Annotated in this window: 18 protein-coding genes; 5 read left to right on the forward strand and 13 right to left on the reverse strand. The window is 51.1% G+C overall.

Annotated elements, in window-relative coordinates; all coding sequences use genetic code 11:
* Positions 1 to 3 precede the first annotated feature (3 nt).
* Positions 4 to 1,635: a glycerol-3-phosphate dehydrogenase/oxidase gene (locus tag DFER_RS09865; protein ID WP_015811480.1), complete on the reverse strand. Its 1,632-nt coding sequence runs from the start codon at positions 1,633 to 1,635 to the stop codon at positions 4 to 6.
* A 197-nt stretch (positions 1,636 to 1,832) separates the two neighbouring features.
* Between DFER_RS09865 and lysM the strand changes: the two genes are divergently transcribed.
* Positions 1,833 to 2,297 (forward strand): peptidoglycan-binding protein LysM, encoded by a 465-nt coding sequence (gene lysM / locus DFER_RS09870; protein WP_015811481.1) that lies wholly within the window; start codon positions 1,833 to 1,835, stop codon positions 2,295 to 2,297.
* A 223-nt stretch (positions 2,298 to 2,520) separates the two neighbouring features.
* On the opposite strand, the gene rplI is transcribed toward lysM, so the two are convergent.
* The 4 genes from rplI to DFER_RS09890 form a co-directional block, all read right to left on the reverse strand.
* Positions 2,521 to 2,967 (reverse strand): 50S ribosomal protein L9, encoded by a 447-nt coding sequence (gene rplI / locus DFER_RS09875; protein ID WP_015811482.1) that lies wholly within the window; start codon positions 2,965 to 2,967, stop codon positions 2,521 to 2,523.
* A gap of 20 nt (positions 2,968 to 2,987) precedes the next feature.
* A complete protein-coding gene (gene rpsR / locus DFER_RS09880) occupies positions 2,988 to 3,239 on the reverse strand; it encodes a 30S ribosomal protein S18 (RefSeq protein ID WP_015811483.1) in 252 nt (83 codons plus the stop codon).
* A gap of 3 nt (positions 3,240 to 3,242) precedes the next feature.
* A complete protein-coding gene (gene rpsF / locus DFER_RS09885) occupies positions 3,243 to 3,623 on the reverse strand; it encodes a 30S ribosomal protein S6 (RefSeq protein ID WP_015811484.1) in 381 nt (126 codons plus the stop codon).
* Positions 3,624 to 3,754: 131 nt separating this feature from the next.
* On the reverse strand, positions 3,755 to 4,696 hold the full coding sequence (locus tag DFER_RS09890) for a DUF8428 domain-containing protein (RefSeq protein WP_015811485.1): 942 nt from the start codon (positions 4,694 to 4,696) through the stop codon (positions 3,755 to 3,757).
* 140 nt (positions 4,697 to 4,836) lie between these two features.
* Here DFER_RS09890 and DFER_RS09895 point away from each other — a divergent pair, with 140 nt between their 5' ends.
* The gene (locus tag DFER_RS09895) at positions 4,837 to 5,499 is read left to right on the forward strand and encodes a YggS family pyridoxal phosphate-dependent enzyme (RefSeq protein WP_015811486.1); all 663 of its coding nucleotides are present in this window, start codon (positions 4,837 to 4,839) and stop codon (positions 5,497 to 5,499) included.
* On the opposite strand, the gene DFER_RS09900 is transcribed toward DFER_RS09895, so the two are convergent.
* Complete coding sequence (locus tag DFER_RS09900) at positions 5,491 to 6,564, reverse strand: ADP-heptose--LPS heptosyltransferase (RefSeq protein WP_015811487.1); 1,074 nt, start codon at positions 6,562 to 6,564, stop codon at positions 5,491 to 5,493. The genes DFER_RS09895 and DFER_RS09900 overlap by 9 nt on opposite strands.
* A 191-nt stretch (positions 6,565 to 6,755) precedes the next feature.
* On the opposite strand from DFER_RS09900, the gene DFER_RS09905 reads away from it, so the two are divergent.
* Complete coding sequence (locus tag DFER_RS09905; RefSeq protein WP_015811488.1) at positions 6,756 to 7,133, forward strand: DUF423 domain-containing protein; 378 nt, start codon at positions 6,756 to 6,758, stop codon at positions 7,131 to 7,133.
* A 557-nt stretch (positions 7,134 to 7,690) separates the two neighbouring features.
* Here DFER_RS09905 and rodA read toward each other — a convergent pair.
* From rodA to DFER_RS09920, 3 genes are all read right to left on the reverse strand, one after another.
* A complete protein-coding gene (gene rodA / locus DFER_RS09910) occupies positions 7,691 to 8,974 on the reverse strand; it encodes a rod shape-determining protein RodA (protein ID WP_015811489.1) in 1,284 nt (427 codons plus the stop codon).
* A 27-nt stretch (positions 8,975 to 9,001) separates the two neighbouring features.
* Positions 9,002 to 10,996: a penicillin-binding protein 2 gene (gene mrdA, locus DFER_RS09915; protein ID WP_015811490.1), complete on the reverse strand. Its 1,995-nt coding sequence runs from the start codon at positions 10,994 to 10,996 to the stop codon at positions 9,002 to 9,004.
* Positions 10,997 to 11,117: 121 nt separating this feature from the next.
* Entirely contained in the window at positions 11,118 to 12,785 is a 1,668-nt protein-coding gene (locus DFER_RS09920; protein WP_229206225.1) for an NFACT RNA binding domain-containing protein, read from the reverse strand.
* A gap of 137 nt (positions 12,786 to 12,922) precedes the next feature.
* Between DFER_RS09920 and DFER_RS09925 the strand changes: the two genes are divergently transcribed.
* Both DFER_RS09925 and DFER_RS09930 read left to right on the forward strand, forming a co-directional pair.
* Positions 12,923 to 13,102 carry a DUF8507 family protein gene (locus tag DFER_RS09925; RefSeq protein WP_143828707.1) on the forward strand — a complete coding sequence of 60 codons (180 nt, stop codon included), beginning with the start codon at positions 12,923 to 12,925 and terminating at the stop codon, positions 13,100 to 13,102.
* Between the two features lie 7 nt (positions 13,103 to 13,109).
* Entirely contained in the window at positions 13,110 to 13,514 is a 405-nt protein-coding gene (locus DFER_RS09930) for a putative toxin-antitoxin system toxin component, PIN family (protein ID WP_015811493.1), read from the forward strand.
* A 158-nt stretch (positions 13,515 to 13,672) separates the two neighbouring features.
* On the opposite strand, the gene DFER_RS09935 is transcribed toward DFER_RS09930, so the two are convergent.
* From DFER_RS09935 to DFER_RS09950, 4 genes are all read right to left on the reverse strand, one after another.
* Positions 13,673 to 15,247: a DHA2 family efflux MFS transporter permease subunit gene (locus DFER_RS09935; RefSeq protein ID WP_015811494.1), complete on the reverse strand. Its 1,575-nt coding sequence runs from the start codon at positions 15,245 to 15,247 to the stop codon at positions 13,673 to 13,675.
* A gap of 41 nt (positions 15,248 to 15,288) precedes the next feature.
* On the reverse strand, positions 15,289 to 16,389 hold the full coding sequence (locus DFER_RS09940; protein ID WP_015811495.1) for an HlyD family secretion protein: 1,101 nt from the start codon (positions 16,387 to 16,389) through the stop codon (positions 15,289 to 15,291).
* 89 nt (positions 16,390 to 16,478) lie between these two features.
* Positions 16,479 to 17,819 (reverse strand): TolC family protein, encoded by a 1,341-nt coding sequence (locus tag DFER_RS09945; RefSeq protein ID WP_229206226.1) that lies wholly within the window; start codon positions 17,817 to 17,819, stop codon positions 16,479 to 16,481.
* On the reverse strand, positions 17,797 to 18,474 hold the full coding sequence (locus DFER_RS09950; protein ID WP_015811497.1) for a TetR/AcrR family transcriptional regulator: 678 nt from the start codon (positions 18,472 to 18,474) through the stop codon (positions 17,797 to 17,799). The genes DFER_RS09945 and DFER_RS09950 overlap by 23 nt, the downstream gene beginning before the upstream one ends.
* Positions 18,475 to 18,605 lie beyond the last annotated feature (131 nt).

Genomic DNA, 18,605 nt, shown 5'->3' on the forward strand with positions numbered 1-18,605 from the left:
TGATTATCGGGCGTCGGCCATGAACTGCCCGATTTCGCTGGCGTACGCGTCGGCATACCTTGTCTTTTCCGCTTCGGTCCAACCCAGTTCGTGCGCCATCAGATCAGCAACAACGGGCAGGGAGTTTAAGGTTTCGTCCCAGTCGGTAATTTCGAGGCGGATGCGGCGGGCGAGGAAGTCGCGGGGGGTCACCACCATCTCATTCCGGACGGTAAATACCACCTCCGCACGAATATAGGGATAAGCCGGGCTGAGTCTTTCGGCGAGCTGCGCATCCTCCTGCACAAGCGACGCCACCTGGTGCGCACGCGAGCCGTATTTCGACACCAGGTGCCGGGCAATGTCCGCGGCCAGTCCAAATTGCGCATTCAGGTCCTGCCAGCTGCCCGCGCCATAGTTTTCACCGCCGGCCAGAATGTAGTCGGCTGTCTTGCATTCACGGCTTTGGCCCAGCACTTTATCGGCCTCGTCGAGGGTATCTTTTGCCATGAGGCGGTAGGTTGTCCATTTGCCGCCCAGCAAACTGATAAGCCCCGATTGTTCATCGATTTCCACCTCATGGTCACGCACGAGGCTCTTGGTCGATTTCGTCGGATCGGTCGCCAGCAGCGGCCGCAATCCGCCGAAGCCCGCCCTGATCTGCGCCGGGTCGATGGGTTTGGCCAGGTAAGGATTCAATGTAGCGGCGAGGTATTCGCGTTCCTTGTGGTTGAGCGTCGGCTCGCGGGCAATCTCATCGCATTCGGTATCAGTGGTGCCGATCATCGTCGCACCTTCGAACGGTATCGCAAACACGACGCGGCCGTCCGAGGTTTTCGGGATCAGCATCGCGTATTCGCTGTTTAATGTACTGTAGGGCAATGATAAATGGACGCCTTTGCTGGGCCGCAGGCGCTCACTCAACGCGGCATTGGCCATCAGCCTGACGTGGTCTGAAAACGGGCCGGTGCAGTTGATCACCAGTTTCGCGCGGATGGTCAGCGCGTCGCCGTTGAGTGCGTCCGTCGCGTTCACGGCATTGAGTTTACCGTTTTCGTCTTTACCAAAACCGGTGACCTGCACATAATTCGCTACCGCAGCACCATTCTCCGAGGCCGATTGTGCCAATGCGAGGCAGTAGCGGGCATCATCCAGCTGTCCGTCATAGTAAAGCACACCGCTGTGCAGCTTTTGGCGGTCGAGCGTCGGAATTTTTTCCAGTACTTCTTTCTTATTGAGCCACTTGCTTTTCGGGAGTGTGTCGTTGGTAGCGAACGTGTCGTACAGCGACAGTCCTATTTTAAAATACAAACCTTCGAACCACGAACTGACGGGCGTCATCAATGCGAGCGGCCGGGCGAGGTGCGGCGCATTTTTCAACACAATGTGCCGTTCTTCCAATCCGTGCCGAACCTGTTTGAGCTGTGCGAAATCGAGTTTCTTGAATGCCTGTTCGAGGTAGCGGACGCCCCCGTGAATGAGCTTGGTGGAGCGGGAGGAAGTTTCCGAAGCAAAGTCCTTTTTGTCGATCAACGCCACCTTATATCCCCTCAGAACCGCATCCAGGGCACACCCGGCCCCGCTGGCACCTGCTCCGATGATGACGATATCGAACATTTCATTTTGTAACCTGGCAAGTGATGTGGTGCGGTTCATTGGTACTTAAAGCAGATTCAGCGTAGTGGGACCAGGTGCAAAAGTACAAAGTTGCAATCGTAAAAACCCATATTATCAAATCAATATGCGCTGGCTATTTTGGTACAACAATTGCATCTTACCAGCAAGAAAGTTAACATTACCGTTACCTTTTTTGTACCAAGTCAAATCTGTTCATTAATCAAAACCAGAAAAACATGGGCTTAATTTCTTTTATCAAAGGTGTCGGAGAAAAAGTTTTCGGCAAGGATACCCCTGCGGCTGCCCCCACCCCGGAAGCGGAACCATTGCGCGCCAGCGCGCTGCTCGCGCACGTGAAGTCACTCGGGCTTGCTTATAACAACCTCACCGTAAGAACATCGGGCGACACCGTTACCCTCGACGGCGAGGTGGCCAAACAGGAAGACGCCGAAAAAATAGCATTGGCCGTCGGCAATGTGGAAGGCGTGGAAGTGGTGGACAACCGCCTGAAAGTAGCCACTCCCGAACCGGAAGCAACCTATCACACCGTTGTGAAAGGCGACACACTTTCCAAAATCGCCCAGACCGTCTACGGCGACATGATGAAATACCCCATCATTTTCGAGGCAAACAAACCCATGCTGAAAGACCCCGACCTGATTTATCCGGGGCAGGTGTTGCGGATTCCGGGGTTGAAATAGCTGTAAGCTATAAGCTATAAGCTGTATGCTGTATGCTGTATGCTGTAAGCTGTATGCTGTAAGCTGTATGCTGTAAGCTGTAAGCTGTATGCTGTAAGCAACGGGGTGTAACTGGGTACGTACAATGAGCATATAGCTTAAAGCTTATAGCCTAAAGCGTTTCCCATAAGCACAAAAAAAGGCAACCCGAAAGGTTGCCTTTTTTTGTGTTTATGGGAAACGACTAGTCTTCCGCTGCAACTACATTCAGGGTAACTTTGTGTTTCACTTCTTTGTGAAGGTCGATCAACGCGGAGTAAGTACCGATTGATTTTACGTCGTCCACAGTGATTTTCTTGCGGTCGATATCGAAGCCTTTTGCTTTCAGGCTGTCAGCCACTTGCGTGTTGGTTACACGTCCGAAGATACGACCGCTTTCACCTACCACAGTTTTGATATCGATAGTCAGGTCGCCGATCGCCGTTGCGATATCTTCTGCGTCCTTTTTCAGCTTTTCAGCTTTGTGCGCTGCCTGACGCACGTTTTCAGCAACGATTTTGCGGTTAGACTCGTTGGCGAGCAACGCAAAACCTTGCGGGATGAGGTAGTTACGACCGTAACCTGCTTTCACAGTCACGATATCGTTCTTGTAACCTACCCCAGCAATATCCGTTAAAAGTATGATTTCCATTATGATAGCTCTTTACTGTATTATTTCAATTGGTCAGCAACAAACGGCAACAGGGCCAGGTGACGCGCTCTTTTGATGGCCTGTGATACTTTGCGCTGATATTTCAGGCTGGTACCGGTAAGGCGGCGCGGAAGGATTTTACCTTGCTCGTTTACAAGTTTCAGGAGGAAATCCGGGTTCTTGTAATCGATGTATTTGATGCCTGCTTTTTTGAAACGGCAGTATTTTTTGCGGTTAATGTTTTTTTCAACCGGCTCGTTTACGAGTGACATAGCTTATGCGTTTTCGGTTTTTGACTCAGTTGCTTCTTCTTTCTTCTTGCCTACCAGACCCTTACGTTTTTTCTCGTTGTAAGCAATTGAATGCTTATCCAGGGCGATAGTCATAAAACGCAAAACGCGCTCGTCACGACGGAATTCGGTTTCCAAAACATCCACCACGTTTCCTTCGTTCGCAGTATATTCTACTACGTGATAGAAACCTGAGTTTTTCTTTTGGATGGGGTAGGCCAGCTTACGCAATCCCCAGTTTTCTTCATGTACAATCTGCGCACCGTTTGAGGTGATGATTGTCGTGAATTTTTCAACGGCGTCCTTTGCCTGGGCCTCAGACAAAATGGGAGTTAGAATGAACACCGTTTCATATTGCTTAGACATACGGTAATTGGTTATTGTATGATAAATTAAAAACCTCATTCTGACACAATGATCAAAATGAGGGTGCAAAAATAGGGCTTGAAATTTAAAATTCCAAGCCCTTTTATCTCTTAACCGAAACTTGCCGCAGGTTATTTCACCGTGAAATCACCTTCACCGATCTTGAAACCCTCGGCATACAGCTCGATCGAGTACTTGCCGTCTTTCATCGGAATGCCGCCGCGGCCGTAGAAAATATCCACCGACTGGCCTGTATTGGTGAAACTTACCGTTTGCTTCGAACTGTAAATCAGCTCTTTGCCATTGTAAACAAATGATCCCGAGCCCGTGGCCATATCCGACAGCACCGCACCGTCCGGATCGAGTATACGCAGGTAAATATCCTTCTCGTTCTGTTTCGCCACCGCGTTTTCGCCGAGCTTGAAGTTCACGCGCAGCTTGTCAATGCGTTTCGCGCGGTACTTGCCGCCTTCGCGTTCCTTGCCTTTGGATGAAACCGCGTTTACATTCACACTTTCAGCACGCAGCGCCGAGGCCAGCGTCACTTTCTCCGCAAGCTCCCTGTTTTGCACCGAATAGGTCGTTACCGAATCCGCCAGCAATTGTTTCTCCGATTCCAGGCCGGTCACTTTCTGGCTCAGCTCCTCGTTTTTCGAAGTAGCAATGCCCAGTTCTTGCCGCAAACGTGCGATTTCGCCGTCTTTTTCCGACAGCACCAATTCGTAATTCTTGATCTTCTGGTTGTAATTGGCCGCCGAATAAGTGTTTGCGTTTCTCAGCTCCTTTTTATCCTTTTCAAGTTGCGCTTTCAACGCCACCAGCGAGTCCACGCTGCCGCCCAGCTTCTGGATTTCGGCGATTTTGATGTCTAATTCTGTGGAGATGGAATCCAGTTTCGTTTTGATGGACAGAACCTCTTCGGTCTTGGCTGTAATGATCTCGTCCTTGGCGAGGTTTTCCTGCTTTTCGTGGTATATAAAGTAAACAAGCACCAAATTAAGCAACAGCAAAACGGCCAATGCGGCCCATAGTAGCGTTTTTCTGTCTTGCTTTTGTTCCTGGTTGTAGTCCATACAGAAGGTAAAATTTTGAATTTAGTTGGTAAAAGAAGTATGTTTTTTTCAATTTTGAAATACGCCAACCGCGATTTATAGCGTTCGGTCAATAAATTCTTGGATTAACCTCCTAATTATCAATTTTTTAGTCTCATCGCATGCCGTCCATAGCCGACAATCTGGCCCAGATCGAACAAGCATTACGTAAGGAAACACGTCTCGTAGCGGTTACAAAAACCAAGCCAACCACATTGCTGATGGAGGCCTACGAGGCCGGGGCGAGGCTTTTCGGGGAAAACAAGGTGCAGGAGATGGTGGCTAAATACGAGGAACTGCCCAAGGACATCGAGTGGCACATGATTGGGCATTTGCAGACCAACAAGGTCAAATACATGGCGCCGTTTGTAAGCCTGGTGCATTCGGTGGATAGTTTCAAACTGCTTAAAGAAATCAATAAGGAAGCGCGCAAGAACGACCGCATTATCGACTGCCTTCTGCAAATCTATATTGCCCGCGAGGAAACCAAATTCGGCCTTTCGGAAGACGAAGCCCTTGCGCTCATCACCTCCCCGGAGCTTGCCACGCTGGCAAATGTTCGCATCGCAGGGCTGATGGGCATGGCTTCCAATACCGACGACCAGGAAGCAGTGAGAAGTGAGTTCCGCGGGCTGAAAAGCACTTTCGAAGCGTTCAAAAACCATGAAAACGCACAGGTAACGATGCGCGAACTTTCCATGGGGATGAGCGGCGACTACCTCATCGCGATGGAAGAAGGCAGCACGCTGGTACGCGTGGGAAGCGCCATTTTCGGCTCACGATAGCACTGTACGCGCATTGTCGGCACTCTTTTCGAGCACCGATCGCACTTGTTCCTGCACAAATTCGAACGGGAGCTGCGCACACGGCAAGCCCGCCTTGCGCACCAGCAACGCATTCTCCTGCCGGCCATATTTGCCCGAATACGGATTGTAATTCAGGAAGTTATTGAGCGCTCCCATCAATATAATGCCGAATGTGCCGGTGGCATTGCCCAAATGCGAAGGCCCGCTGTCCAGCCCGATGAAAAACGACGCCCGGCGGATCACTTCTGCCGTTTCGAGGATACTCAGCTGGCCGCACAAGTTGCGGTATGCGGGTGTTTTTACATTTAAATTACTCTCCAAACCGATTTCAACGAGCTGGTAATCATACTTTTCCGCCAACCAATGCACCAGCTGGTTCCAGCGATCGGCCGGCCAGTCTTTGGGCTCGTAATTCGAGCGGCAATGCATGACAATGTATTTTCCGGGTAAATCAAGGCCGTCGACTTTCGCTTGATGCGACGGCTGCAAATACAATCGCGGCTGATCGTCGGCCGGAAACGCCGTTTTCGGGGGAATCAGCCCGCCTGTCTGCGCGAAAACTTCCAGCAGATTCCCATAATCGAAGTAGTTGAACACATTAATATCCCGCTCTAACGCAACGGGATTTTCGGTAAAAACCTGGCATTTGGGACAATGATTGTTGTTCCTGAATTGCAGTTCAAACACCTTATCGAACACTTTGCCTTCCAGCAGAACCCGCCGTTCGGTAACGCAAATCTCCCTGAAAACCTCATCCACATTCGGGTTATGGCTCACCAGCTCGGCAAAGCCGGGTTTCGCGAACCATACGATATGCGCATCGGGATGCTGCTGGCGCACATAACGCGAGATCGGCTCGGCGGCCACGATATCCCCGAAATGCTCCGTACGAATGATCGCGATCAGCTCCTGCCCCTTTTTCAGTCCACGTTTTACGCCCTGGAAATGCGCCCTGGCCTGGCGGCCTTTTAAATGCGCCGTGGCAATGTGTGTGTATTTATGGTAGCGGTGCGTCCACAGCTGAATGAAGCGTTCTATCGTCATTGGTCGAGTTTTTCCACGATGAGCGGCATTCCGAAATGCCTTTCCAAAGCGCGCAAGTTAATAAAATTGACATAAAGAGTTGGTCGCGCCTGCGGCCGGGACTAACTTTACCACGGCGATTTGCCCTGATTCTACTGAACGGCAGGGCACGCTCTTTACAATTTAATCCATACTTAACACAGGTTCACGATATGAAATTCATGATACAGGCCGGCGGTATCCTGGGCGCCCTCGCCGTTTCGCTCGGCGCATTCGGTGCACACGCATTAAAAGGAATGCTGGAAGCTTCGGGCCGCACCGAAACATTTGAAACGGCTGTAAAATACCAGTTCTACCACGCCCTCGCGATGGTACTCGTAGGCATCCTCATGCAGCGCGCCGGCGAAGACGCGGTACGCATGCTCGGCTGGGCAGGCAACGCATTCGCCATCGGTGTAATCATTTTTTCGGGATCCCTATACGCGATCTGCTTCACCGGCATTACCAAATTCGGCGCGACGGCACCGATCGGTGGAGTGGCATTGATAGTTGGCTGGGTGTTGCTGATTTTGGCGGCGGGGAAATTTTAATGAGTGAATGTGTGAATGGGGAAATTTTGAATGATTGAATGATTGAATGATTGAATGATGAATTTTGAATTTTGAATTTTGAATTTTGAATGAGTGAACAATAATTGACGGCGTCGCCGGAGAGATGATTGAATGAGGAGGAAACGGAAATGAATAGCCATAGCGCGCGAAATGATTGAGTGAATAGCACGAGATGAAGCTGAGCTTCTGGCGAATAGGCCGTTGGCCGTAGAAGGATTTTTGATCCTTAGAAAATCGCGTAGCGATGTAATATTGGTAGAAACCAAAGCGTAAGACGTTCTCAAAATCCCGTCAGGGATGCAACAGCAAAGCATTGGCGCGGTTGTTACATGCCCAAGGGCATTTTAGGGCTTTTCGTATGATACTTTCGCTACCATATTACATGCCTGACGGCATTTAGGCTCACCCGATTCTTCTTTGATATTCACTCATCATCGCTTCGGTGCCCCCGGTCACTCATTCCCCGTTCCACGGCGACACATTCACTCATTCACTCATTCACTCATTCAATCATTCAATCATTCAATCATTCAAAATTACCCCCGCGACAGCGTGAACGGCCTTTGCGCGTCGATTTTTAGGAAAATGAACAGGAGTACTGAAAATGACCATAGCGATGAGCCTCCGTAGCTGAAAAACGGTAACGGGATGCCGATCACGGGCATGAGACCGATGGTCATGCCGACATTGACCAGGAAGTGGAAGAAAATTATCCCCGCCACACAGTAGCCGTACACGCGGGCGAAGCGGCTGCGCTGTCGCTCGGCGAGCACTACCAGGCGGGATATCAATGCTACAAAAAGGAAAACTACCACGGCGGTTCCGATGAAGCCGTGCTCCTCTCCTACCGTACAAAATATAAAGTCGGTGCTTTGCTCGGGTACAAAATCGAATTTGGTTTGGGTTCCCTGTAAAAAGCCCTTGCCGGCCACGCCGCCGGAACCGATCGCGATCTTGGACTGGATTACGTTCCAGCCGATGCCCCGCGGGTCGGAATCGGGGTCGAGAAGGACCATAATCCGGCCGCGCTGGTGTTTTTGAAGTACATTATTCATAAAGAAATCCACCCCGAACACGATCCCGATCATCCCGACTGCAATGATAATCGTGGCCCAAAGCCCGCCGCGGCGACGCGTCATGACCGGCATGAGCCATATCACCAGCCCCGCGATCACGATGATTGCCCCGGCGATATACCATTTTACAAAAAGCAATGTGATAATCAGCAATGCAGCGCCGATCATGCCGATGGCCGGAATAATGCCGGGCATTCCCTCGCGGTAAAGGACGATCGCAAAGGAGGCAAATACAAGCATAGAACCCGTTTCATTCGACAGAAGGATCAGAAATGCAGGCAGCGCGATGATCCCCATGATCGGGTAGTAATCTTTCAGTTTACGCGTCAGACTGATCGCCGGGTCGCTCAGGTATTTGGAAATAGCCAGGCTTATGGCCAGTTTCGAAAATTCGGCCGGTTGAAGCGAAAAACTGCCCAGTTTGATCCACGAACGCGATCCGTTGATATTAGACCCCGCAAAAAGCACGACCACCAGCAGGAATATCACGACGGCATAAATCACAAACGAGAACGTTTCATAAAATTTATAGTCGATCACCAGGATACAGATGATCAGCAATGCGGCCGTTCCGATCCACATCAACTGCTTTCCTGCATTATTCGAAAGATCGAACATGCTCGTGTGCGCCTCCGGATTGTACACCGCCGCGTAGATGTTCAGCCAGCCAATGGCCAGACAAGCGATGTAAATCAACACCACCATCCAGTCGACGTTCTTGGTAATCGGCTTGCTTTCAGCCATTTCAATATCTGTATTTAATGATTTCGATTAAAGTGCCTTGCGCTGGGTGTCTTTGGGGAGCGCCACTGTTACGGGCTTCCTCATCGCTCCGGGGTTAGCAGGGTGCGGTGTTCCCGGCAGTCGGTTTGAAGGATCGTTCGGGTCGCCCGATTTCGGCTTCACCGTCTCGGTTTTTTTCTTGGATGCGTCCTCGGGCTTCTTCTGCGTCGGCAGCACCACCTTGCTCATCAGGTCGAGCTTCATCATCCGCTCTTCCAGCGCCTTGTTGGTCACCTTGCGCGAGAGGTATTTTTCGATGATAAGGTTGGCAATGGGCGCCGCCGCCGAGCCACCCGCACCGGCATTCTCTACGAACACGGCAATGGCGATTTTGGGATCGTCCACCGGCGCGAATGCGATAAAGATCGAGTGGTCGTCCCCCCGCTTGTTTTGCGAAGTACCCGTTTTACCCGCGATCGAAATGCCTTCCACGCGTGAGCGCCGGGCCGTACCCGCCTCCACCGCCCCGATCATCCCTTCGATCACCGGCTCGAAATTGTGCGGTTCCACGCCCGTTTCATGCCTTTCGAGGAATTCGGGCTTCACGGCTTTCTTATCGCCGATACCGTGGATCACGTGCGGCGTGTAATAATACCCGCGGTTGGCGATGATGGCCGCCACATTCGCCATTTTCAGCGGTGTGATCAGCAACTCGCCCTCGCCGATGCTGAGCGAGTAAATGTTGGAGAATTTCCAGCGGTATTCGCCGTAAAAACGGTCGTAGTACTTCTTATTGGGCAAATTCCCCTTGTATTCACTCGGCAAATCGATCCCGAGCCGCTGCCCGATCCCGAATTTGGCGATATCGTCGTGCCAGGCATCGAGCCCCACAGCGGAGGCTTTGAAGGTGTTTTTGATATTGTTTTTGTAAATCAACCGCCGGAATACATTGTAAAAATAAGGGTTGCATGAATGCGCCACACCGAGCGCCACTGTACTCGTGGCGGGGTGATTGTGACATCCCACAGGGCAATTGGCATGCGTAAAACCGCTTCCGGGCGTGATCACACCTTCCTGTAAGCCAATAAGCGCCTGGATCAGTTTAAATGTCGAACCCGGACGGTAGCTAGCCATAACCGGCCGGTTAAACAGCGGTTTATATGGATTGCGCGCCAATGCCGCGAAGTTTTTCGAAAAATAGCGGCTGGCGAGAATGTTCGGGTCGTATGTGGGCGCCGAAACCATCGAGATAATCTGCCCCGTCGCAGGCTCGATCGCCACCACGCTGCCTACCTTGTTGACCATCAGGCTATCTGCATATTGCTGCACTTCCAGGTCAAGCCCGGTGTGCAGGTTTTCGCCGGCCACGGCCATCGTGTCCAGTTCGCCGTTTTTCCAGGGGCCCTTGTACACCCCGTTCACATTCTGCATCACGAACTTGGTGCCGCGTTTTCCCCGCAGCTCATTCTCGTAAATGCGCTCGACACCGCTCTGACCAATGTAGTCTCCCTGCCGGTAATAAGGCTCCTCCTGTTTTTCGAGCTGCCCTTTCGTGATCTCGCTCACGTAGCCGAGCGTGTTCGCGAGCGTAGGTGCCGTGTAAGTGCGCAGGGAGCTTTTGGCAAATTCGAAGCCCGAATAATCGACCATAATGTCCTGGATGGACGCGAAATCTTCCTTCGAAAGCTGCCTCAAAAACAGCGACGGCTTCACCCGGCTGTAAGCGCTCGCGGCGGTCATCAAACTGTCGAAATCGCGACGCTGAATGCCCAGCACCTGACAAAAACGCAGCGTATCGTCCACGCGCACCTTATAGGGCGTCACGAGAAGGTCATAAACGGGGGTATTATATACGATGAGCTTTCCGTAGCGGTCGTAGATCTGACCGCGGAATGGGATTTCGGTAACACGCTTGATGGAATTGCTCGACGACTCGATGGAATAACTTTCATCCAGCACCTGGAGATAGAAAAGTCGCAGCAAGTATATTATCCCAACTAAAGCAAAAAAACCAATGATAACAAATCGACGACTTTCGAGCATTCTGCACTAAAAATTCCGGTTCTCAATTTTCACACGAAGTTCGCAATAGCAAAAGATTAATCAAAGGAGGTTTTGGGTTAATCAATAATAAAATCTTCATTTTTAGGACATTTCGCGCAACTTATTCACCCTTAGCCACAACCATCACAATGTCCTCCTTGTCGATCAGCACGAGGCCGTCCGGCAGGCCTTTCGGTTTCCGCACGAATTTCTTCGGCGTCACGATCACCGGGCACAGCGAGTCGTTCTTCCGCTTCGAGTAAAACGCCGCCAGTTCCGCAGCACGCTCGATCACCGGCACCGGGAATTTGCGGCCGGGCTGGTTCTTCACGACGATATGCGAGCCCGTTACGTCCTTGGCGTGCAGCCACAGGTCTTCCTTATGCGCCTGTTTCGTCAGCAGGTCACTGTTTTTCGCATTACGCCCGATCAGGATTGTGTAGCCCATAAAATCCACGCGCTTGAAAAGTTCATCGATCGCCGGACCGGCATTCCCTTGTTCCAGCTTGTGCGTTTTGATGTAAGCCCGCAAATCGCGCAGCATTTCAATGCTTTCAGTGTGCGTCAAATGCTCCTGCAACCGCTTTCGGTCGGCTTCGCGTGCTGTTAGACTGTCGTTCAGCCGGTCGATTTCGATCTTTTCGTTTTTGGCCTTCCGGTAATAACCCTCCGCATTCTTTTGCGCTGAGAGGTCTTTTTTCAGCTTGATAGTAATGGGCTGGTCGCGGTAGAAGTCGTAGAGTTCCGCTTTCTCTGCCCGCTCGGGTATCAGGTGCAGGTTGGCCATGATGATATTGGCCAGCTCGTCGTTTTTCGTCGCATTTTCCAGGTCTACCAGTTTTTGAAAGGTATTTTCCAGATAATTATCGGTCTGCTGAATGCGCTTGCGCAGCAGCCGCACGATATCCGCCTTCTCTTTATCGAGCCCACTCAGCCGGATGTAGGCCAGGTAAAATGCATTCAACGCCTCAATGGGATCGTGCAGCACCTGCACCACCTCGCCGGTTTCAAACAATGTCAGCGCAGGAATATTTTCTATTTTGGTAATGTAAAAAACACCGGATTCAAATTCCTGCAAAGCGGCCTGCACAATCGCCCAGCGCCGCGCAAGATCTTCCTCTCCCGCCAGCTGTTCGGAAAGGTATTTGTTGGCCACCTTTCCAAATGTTGGGAAAAGCGCTTCAAAACGCCCATTATTAGTCAAAAATGCCTCCCACGACTGATCGATGTCCCGGTTCAGCGAAGCCACCGTAAGGCTGCGGTCGGTGGAAAGTTTGTTGTTAAAAAGCTGCGTCACCGCGCCCTCCGCATTCAGCGCGATGAAATTGGAGCGGTTTCCGAATAGTTTAAAAATCAAATCCCTCCCACTCCCGAAATGCACCTGAATAGCCCGCTCGTTTTTGCAAACTCTCACAAAATCCACCGCATCACCCTCAAAATCATTGAACAGGTTTACGCTATTCCGCCGCGCCCGGTCGAAGCGTTCGGGGAAACTGAGGCAGGAGAAACTGTTGGTAAGCGTGGCTTTGATGAAGAAGGGTTTTAGCAAATGCGGCCCTTCCTGCTGCTCCGGCTCGTCGCGCTCCATTTCCGCATTTTTTTCGGCAAAAACGATGATCAACTCATCCTTTTGCTGGCTGAATGCTTCTACAAAGATCTTCCCGGCAATTTCAGCATGCAGCCGCGGGGCGAGTTGTTTGATGAAATGGTAATTCTGATGCACTTTTAATTGGATTGTATTCGGGCAAATGTAGGGAGGAATGGAGGAAGGAGGAAATTTGTGCGCCATTTGCTCATCTAAGACTACTATTGGAGAGCTTTTTGCAAAATCGAGAACAAAGAATTGCGAAAAGGTTGTTAAGTTGTATCACATTATTGAGCTATAAAATGGAACAGGCGACCAAACTCAACTCCATGCAATTGTTTATGATCAGATTATTTGAGAAACAATTGAATGCCAGGCAGGAAGAGGAAATCAAAAAACTGCTTACAGATTACTTTGCCAAGCAGATAGACGACGAAATGGATCAGATTTGGGAAGAAAAGGGACTGTCACAGGAACATCTGAACGAGGCACTGGAACAGCACAAGCGCACACATTACTAGAATATGAATGATACTAGTCATTGACACCAATTGTTTGCTAGTCAGTATCCCAAAACGCTCAGAGACGCGCTGGCTGTTCGACGCGCTGCGAGAAGGCCAATTTCAATTCGCCATTACAACCGAAATTCTGAGAGAATACGAAGAGGTGATTGGCGAATTTTACTCCTCCAACATCGCTACTAATATCGTGGAGTTGCTAACCACCGCTCGTAATGGCATTCTTGTTACGCCACATTATCGTTGGAATCTCATCCCGGATCAGGACGACAACAAATTTGTAGACTGTGCTATCAGCTGCCAGGCCGATTACATTATTACGCATGACAGGCATTTCAATATCCTCGCCGATATCCCTTTTCCCAAAGTCGCGGTTTTGAAAATGGTTGCGCTTAAAGCCATTCTTGGTATTTGATTATTGCGCACAAACGGCCGGTCACGTTATATAATGCGTGACCGGCCGGAGGCCTGCGAATAGTGAGTCCGAAACGGGAGCTTCGAACAAATGCCAAACAAGAGAAGCTTCCCTGATGGCGGGAAGCTTCTTCTGCAATACTACTACACTTAAAAACACTAGTGCACGGACGAAGCGTCGACTTTCGTTTTGCCGCTCCGCGTCCATAACACAAAGGGAACACAAATCAAGAACATCACGCCCAGGTAGAGGAACACATCCATGTATGACATTACCTGCGCTTGCTTGGATACCGTATAATCCAATATTTTGTAGCCGCTGTTCAGCGCGACATCCGGCGTCATGCCTTTCGCCATAAAGCTGTGCTGCAAGCCTTCCACCCGTTGCTGCACAATGGGGTTATTCACGTCCAGCTTACTCACCAGGTCGTTGCGGTGGGCCATGTTCTGGCGGGCAATGAATGTCGTGATTACCGCCACCCCGAACGAGCCGCCGAGCTGCCGCATCATCCCGGTGAATGCGGCTCCTTCACCGATTTCACGGCCTTTGAGGGTCGATAAGGCCAGAGTGGTAATGGGCACGAAAAGCAGTCCCAAACCGATTCCGCGGACGATCAGCATGTTGAAAAACGCGTCTTTGCCGGTGTCGGGCGTCAGGATCAGGTAGCCCCAGTAGCTGTAAATGAAGAAGAATATCATTCCGATCGCCACGAGATATTGCTGTTTTACCCCGCGTTGCAGTAGCTGTCCCACGATCGGCATCATCATCGCCGTCACAATCGCCGCGGGTACCATGAGCATCCCCGACTGCGTGGCCGTCCAGCCCAGCGTCGCCTGGGTGTACAGCGGGATCACGAATGTGGAGCCGTACAAGCCGAAGCCGAGAATGAAAGAGAGTATCGTTCCTACCCGCAGGTTACCGTTGGCAAGCACGCGGAGGTTCACGATCGGGTTTTTATAAGTCCATTCGCGCCAGATGAAGAAGAAAAATGAGAACACACTGGTTACCGTAAGGATCGTGATGATTTCGTCGTTGAACCAGTCTTCCTCCTGCCCTTTTTCAAGCACATATTGCAATGATCCTACGGCGACGGCCAGGAAGATAATGCCCCACCAGTCGATTTCATTGGCTGCTTTTTTGGCAGAGAATTTAGGGCTTCTTACAAATTCCAGGGTCAGCATAGCCGCGATGATACCCAGCGGGATATTGATATAAAAAATGTAAGGCCAGCTGTAATTATCAACAATATAGCCACCCAGCGGCGGGCCCAGCGTGGGGCCTACGATCACGCCCAAACCGTAAATGGCCTGCGCGATACCGCGTTTTTCCGGCGGGTAACTCTCCGTAATCAGCGTTTGGGCAGTTACGAGCAATGCGCCACCACCGAAACCTTGTATCAGCCTGAAAAACACCAGCTCCCAGATATTATCGGCATTACCGCAAAGAAATGAGGCCACTGTAAAGATGATGATGGAAGCGGCGAAATAATTGCGGCGGCCGAACTGCTGCGATAGCCAGCTCGTCATCGGCACGATGATCACGTTACCGATCGCGTAGGCGGTTATCACCCAGCTCACTTCCGACAACGTACCGCCCAGGTTTCCCCGCATGTCGTTGAGCGCCACGTTCACGATGGTGGTATCCACGATTTCCAGCAGCGCACACAATACAGCCGTGATGGTAATAATTACCCGGCGGTAGCCGTATTCGACCAGTGATTCCTGTAATTCCATTAGTTATTTGGTTTTTAGAATCGAAAATTCAGTACCGAACCTTAGTTCAGTTCCACATCGACGAACACGTTCATCCCTGGGCGCAGCTGCGCGATCTTTTCGTCGTCAGCCTTGGTAAATTCAATGCGGACCGGGAGGCGTTGTACCACTTTCACGAAGTTACCGCTCGCGTTATCCGGCGGCAGCAGCGCGAAACGTGCACCCGTGGCTGGCGAGAATGATGCTACCTGCGCTTCAAATTCGTGTTCAGGATAAGCGTCCACGTGGATTTTCACGTGCTGGCCGATTTTCATTTTCGTCAGTTGCGTTTCCTTGAAGTTTGCCGTTACCCAGGGCTTGTGGGTAGAAATAATGCTGAAAAGCGATTGTCCGGCTTGCAGGAACTGGCCCAGCTGCGCATTCACTTTCGATACGCGGCCGTCTGTCGGTGCGGTGATCACGGTGTACGACAGGTTCAGCTCCGCGTTCGCGATTTCGGCCTGGCGCGCCTTGATGTTCGCATTCGCCACGGCGGTTTGCACCGAGGTCGCTTTGGTTTGACGACCGGCTGCTTTCGCCTGACGTTCGGCGGCACCTTTTTGTGCTACCAAAACCGCCAATGCGCGTTCGGCTTTTTGTTTGGTCGCTTGCGCCTGTTCAAATTCCTGCTGCGTGATCGAATGGTCTTTGATCAGGTTTTCGTACCGTGCGAAATCCTGATTGGCCCGCCAAAGGTTCACTTTTGCCTCTTCGATCTGCGCGGCTACCACGGCAATGTTCGCTTCGTAGGTAATGCCGCTGGCTGCCGATGCATTGGTGGTTTCGTTTGCCACCGTCAGGCTGCCCTGCGATCCCAGCAATCCTGCTTTGGCCTGTTCCAGTTTAATGATCTGGTCGCGGTTATCGAGGACGATCAACGTATCGCCTTTTTTCACGGTTTGGTTATCCTTTACACGAATTTCGGTCACGTAGCCCGAAATCCGTGGTATTACCGGACTGATGTCCGAGTCGATCTGCGCGTCGTCGGTCTCTTCGTGGTGCAGGCCGTGGTTGTATTTAGTAAATCCCCAGGTGCCGCCGCCAATAATGAGCACGGCCAGGATAATGAGGAAGCGGTTGTTTTTCTTTTTCGGTGCTTCTTCGGTGGTGTTGTTAGTTTCCATTGTCAATGTTGAATGAGTGACCGGGTCGCCGGTGCGATGATTTAATGACTGAATGATTGACCGGGTCGCCGGTGCGATGACTGAATGCCTTAATTAATAACCCCAGCCGTCTGTTCGAGCTTCTTATATGCTACCACGGCATCGGCCTTGGCGGCTTCGTAGTCGATGCGGGATTGTACCTGGGCCACGTCGGCGTCGAGCAGTTCGGTGGTGGTTACCAGGCTGTTGTCGTATTTATTTTTGGTAATGCGGTAGTTTTCATCCGCCTGCTCCACAGCTTTGGCGTACACGTCGATCTTCCTTTTGCTCAATACATAGTTGTAATAAGCGGTATTGACTTCCAGGTGGATCTTGTCCAGAATGATCTGCTCGTTGGTTTTCAGCTGATAGGCTTTCGTGCGTGCCTCGGCGATTTTGGAATGCGATTTCCAGAGCGATGCCACATCATATCTGAATCCGATACCCGCATTCACCGCATTTGGGACGGTAACTACGCCCGGGATATTCAGGGCGACATATCCGGCTGATAGCGCCACGCTCGGGTAAAGGTCCGCTTTGGCCACTTTGATATCGCTGTCGGCGGCTTTCTGGCGAATGCCGTTGGCGGCAAAATCCTTGCGATGCGAAAGGGCCGTTTGCTCCCATTCGGCCGCATTGCCTTCTGCTTTTAGGGTGGTAAAACTTGCAGAGTCGGCTTCGATAACCGTTTCTTCGGGAAGCCCCAGCAGCAGATTCATATTGATGGTGGTGATTTTCAGGTCGTTTTGCGCATTAAGTAATGCCAGCTCTACATTCGACTCCTGCAATTTGGCCTTCATCAGGTCGTTGCGGGCTAGCATTCCATTCTTTTCGCGGTTGGTAAACTCCTGTACGCGCTCCCGCTCGCTGACGAGGTTCTCCGTGACGAGGTCAACGGCTTTCTGCGCTTTGTAGAGGTTGCCATAAGCTGCAACGGTGTTCTGGATCACGGCTTCGCGGTTCGCATCGGCATCGAGCTTCACCGCCTGCTCCACATATTTCGCCGATTCGAGGCCGTATTTGAAACGAAAGCCCGAAAAGAGCGGCAATGAGGCGCTCGCCATGCCGTACATCGCCTGGTGGACGTTCGGCAAACCGCCCGAATTGCCCGTGCTGTCGTTGCCTTCCCGGCTGATTTTCAGGTTTACATTCGGTGAATTTACCCGCAGGTAAGAACCCGAAACGCTCAAACTCGGCAACTGGTTTTCCTTGATCTGACGGATGCCCAACCCGGCCAGATCGACGTTACTTTGGCTCAATTTCAATTGTTTGCTGTTTTGGAGGCTCATCGAAATGGCCTCTTCCAGTCTGATCGTGCGTGCGCTCTGGGCGTACGAATGACCCGTCACGGCAAACCAGACAATCCCGGTTGCCAGACAAACCATTCTGCTAATTCTGGACGTGGTGTTCATTGGTTATTGTTGATTTGAATAAGTTCTTAAGGTGTTGGCTCAGCTCAGTCCGCAAATGCTGGTGAAACGCTTCGTCGGAAAGCTGTTCGAGGCCATTGATGATCCTGTAAAAATCCTGGGTGGCAATGGCGTAATTAACGGTGCCGTAAAGCGTGGTGGTGACCAGGCTTACATTGATATCCTTCCGGAAATCGCCGGCGTCCTGTCCTTCGCGGATCATCCGCGCGATCAGTTCCACATTCCGCATTTTCAGTCCGCGGATGTACTCCGAAATAACCGGCGTGCGCTCCGACGACAGCTGCTCGCGCATCATAATGTTATGAAAGCACTGATTGCCCATCAGCCGGTCGATCACACTGTCGATGAAGACATTGAATTTTTGCAGCGCGGAAAGCTCGCTGGCCATCATCAGGGTTTCGAGGCGGTTGCTGGATTCGGTCATGCGAAACTGGAAAAGCGCTTCGATCAGCTTCTCCTTCGAACCGAAATAGTAGGATATCATCGAGACATTCACATCCGCTTCCTGGGCGATATCCCGCACCGAGGTACCGGCGAAACCTTTCTGTGAGAACAGCCGCTCCGCCACTTCTATGATCTGTATTTGTTTCGCGTTATATTCCATTTGAGAGCTCATCAACAGGGCTTTTTTAGTCATTGTTGCTGATGGCGATACAAAGGTAACCGTCCCTAAAACAAAAATCAAACGATCGTTTGATTTAATTAAACAAACGTTTGATTAGTAAAACCAAATGTTGGATTAATACCATTAAAATTTTTTAATACTGA

The sequence above is a fragment of the Dyadobacter fermentans DSM 18053 genome, from assembly GCF_000023125.1.
Taxonomy (GTDB): Bacteria; Bacteroidota; Bacteroidia; order Cytophagales; family Spirosomataceae; genus Dyadobacter; species Dyadobacter fermentans.